This window comes from Mesorhizobium sp. M7A.F.Ca.CA.004.06.1.1, assembly GCF_003999135.1.
Lineage (GTDB): Bacteria > Pseudomonadota > Alphaproteobacteria > Rhizobiales > Rhizobiaceae > Mesorhizobium.
The window spans coordinates 1-2,521 of record NZ_RZPQ01000822.1 but is presented as its reverse complement, the minus strand read 5'-3'; the positions used below and the strand labels follow the sequence as shown (position 1 = coordinate 2,521).

Below are 2,521 nucleotides of genomic sequence, written 5' to 3'. Positions count from 1 at the left end.
GATTAAAGCCGCGAACTCTGGATAGCCGGAATGTCCAACGCCGACGCGGCGGCCGACTGGAACATTAGTGGCTCGGGGCGCGTTCTCAAAAGGCCTGTCATATCGGATCGAAACCCCGGCTGCGGAACGCCCCGAAGGCCACCACGCGGCTGAAAAGGAGCCTGTCATCATGAACACAATCATACTCAAGCACGGTATCTGGGTCATGGTGGCCGATGGCGAGAAGGCGCTTTTCCTCAGGAACGCCGGCGACAACAAATATCCGAATCTCGAGGTGGTGCAGGAAATACAGCAGGACAACCCGCCCACCCGCGAGCAAGGCAGCGACAGCCCGGGCCGGTACAATGATGGTCCCTCCGTACACCGCAGCGCAGTCGAGGATACGGACTGGCACCGCATCGGCAAGGAGCGTTTCGCCGATGAAATCGCCGCCCGGCTCTACAAGCTCGCGCATGACGGCGAATTCAACGAGATCGTGCTCGTCGCACCGCCAGTGGTGCTTGGGACAATGCGCAAAAAGCTGCACAAGGAGGTCGAGGACAAGGTGACCGCCGAAATTCCCAAGACATTGACCAACCATGCCATACCGGAAATCGAGGCCCTGCTGCGGGCAGGCTGATCATTGTCGATCGGCCCTGACGGATCGAGACGAATAGCACCGCACAAATTCCGATCCGGCCGGCAGCTTCTCAGCTGCCGGTCAAATTTTTGCGGCAGCGCCGTCGATTTCACGGATTCGCGGGTTGCATCGCCGACATACCATCCACCATATTGCAAAACAGGCGGCGGCTTTGGGCGGCGCTCATCCAACATCGCTGTTTTTGAAAGGCGCTCCATAGACAATGCCGCATGACACGCCCCTTATCGCCACCATCGTCGCCGGTCTGGGGCTGGCTTTCGTCTTCGGGGCTCTCGCCAACCGCTTCCGTATCCCGCCGCTGGTCGGTTATCTCGTAGCCGGCGTGCTGGTCGGGCCGAACACGCCTGGCTTCGTCGCCGATGCCGGCCTTGCCAACGAACTGGCCGAAATCGGCGTCATCCTCCTGATGTTCGGCGTCGGGTTGCACTTCTCATTGAAGGATCTTCTGTCGGTGCGCGCCATAGCCGTGCCGGGCGCCGTCGTCCAGATCGGCTTTGCCACCGCACTCGGTGCCGGGTTGTCGTGGATGCTCGGCTGGTCAATGGGCGCGGGACTGGTGTTCGGCCTGGCACTATCGGTCGCCTCGACGGTCGTGCTGCTGCGCGCTCTGCAAGAGCGGCGGATGATCGAGACCGAGCGCGGCCGCATCGCTGTCGGCTGGCTGATCGTCGAGGACCTGGCCATGGTGCTGGCGCTGGTGCTGCTGCCGGCGCTGGCCGGCGTGCTCGGCGGCCAGGAGCAGACCGACGCCCATGCAAGCGGGCTGCTGTCGCTGCCGGCCAGCTACGGCATCTGGGGCGTCGTCGGCATCACGCTGGCCAAGGTCGCCGCCTTCGTCGTCGTCATGCTGGTGGTCGGCCGCCGGGTCATCCCCTGGATCCTGCACTATGTCGCCCACACCGGCTCGCGCGAGCTCTTCCGGCTGGCGGTGCTTGCCATAGCGCTCGGCGTCGCCTTTGGCGCGGCCAAACTGTTTGGGGTCTCACTGGCGCTGGGCGCATTCTTCGCCGGCATGATCATGAGCGAATCCGAACTCAGTCACCGTGCCGCCGAAGAATCCTTGCCGCTGCGCGATGCCTTTTCCGTGTTGTTCTTCGTCTCGGTCGGCATGCTGTTCGACCCGTTCAGCCTGATCAGCAATGGCTGGCCGATCCTGGCAACGCTGGCCATCATCATCATCGGCAAATCGCTGGCGGCGTTCGTCATCGTCGTTGCCTTCGGCTATCCCCTGGCCACCGCATTGATGATTTCGGCAAGCCTTGCCCAGATCGGCGAATTCTCCTTCATCCTGGCCGAGCTCGGCGTCGGGCTGAAACTGTTGCCCGAACAAGGTCGCGACCTCATTCTGGCCGGCGCCATCCTGTCGATCGTCCTCAACCCGCTGATGTTCCTGGCCATCGACTGGATGAAGCCGTGGCTGGAACGGCGCGCCGCCAGGACGGCACCGCCGGTCGAAGCAAAACCGGTTGGTCCGGCGACGGAGCCGGGCCAGGTGGCCTCTGTCGCGGCAACGGCGAAAAGGGAGGACGGGCCGCCGCCCAAGACGGCACTCACAGGCCATGCCATCCTGATCGGCTACGGCCGTGTCGGTGGCCTGGTCGGCTCGGCGTTGAAAGACGCGGCACTGCCCTTCCTGGTCATCGAGGACGCCGACAAGACGCTGGCGAGGCTGAAAGCGGACAGCATCGAGACCGTCGCCGGCAATGCGGCCAATGCCGAAGTGTTTGCCGCCGCCAACCCCGAAGGCGCCAGCCGGCTGATCCTTGCCATCCCCAATGCCTTCGAAGCCGGTCAGATCGTGCTCCGAGCCCGCGCCGCTAATCCCGGTATCAACGTTATCGCCCGGGCCCATTCGGATGCCGAGGTCGAACATCTCAAGGG

The 2,521-nt window shown here is 63.6% G+C and carries 2 protein-coding genes; both read left to right on the top strand.

Going from position 1 to position 2,521, the window contains the following annotated elements:
- Positions 1–169: 169 nt before the first annotated feature.
- Complete coding sequence (locus EN906_RS30645) at positions 170–619, top strand: host attachment family protein (RefSeq protein ID WP_127271043.1); 450 nt, start codon at positions 170–172, stop codon at positions 617–619.
- A 223-nt stretch (positions 620–842) separates the two neighbouring features.
- The coding region (gene ybaL, locus EN906_RS30640; protein WP_127375631.1) for a YbaL family putative K(+) efflux transporter at positions 843–2,521 on the top strand (1,679 nt) is incomplete at its 3' end.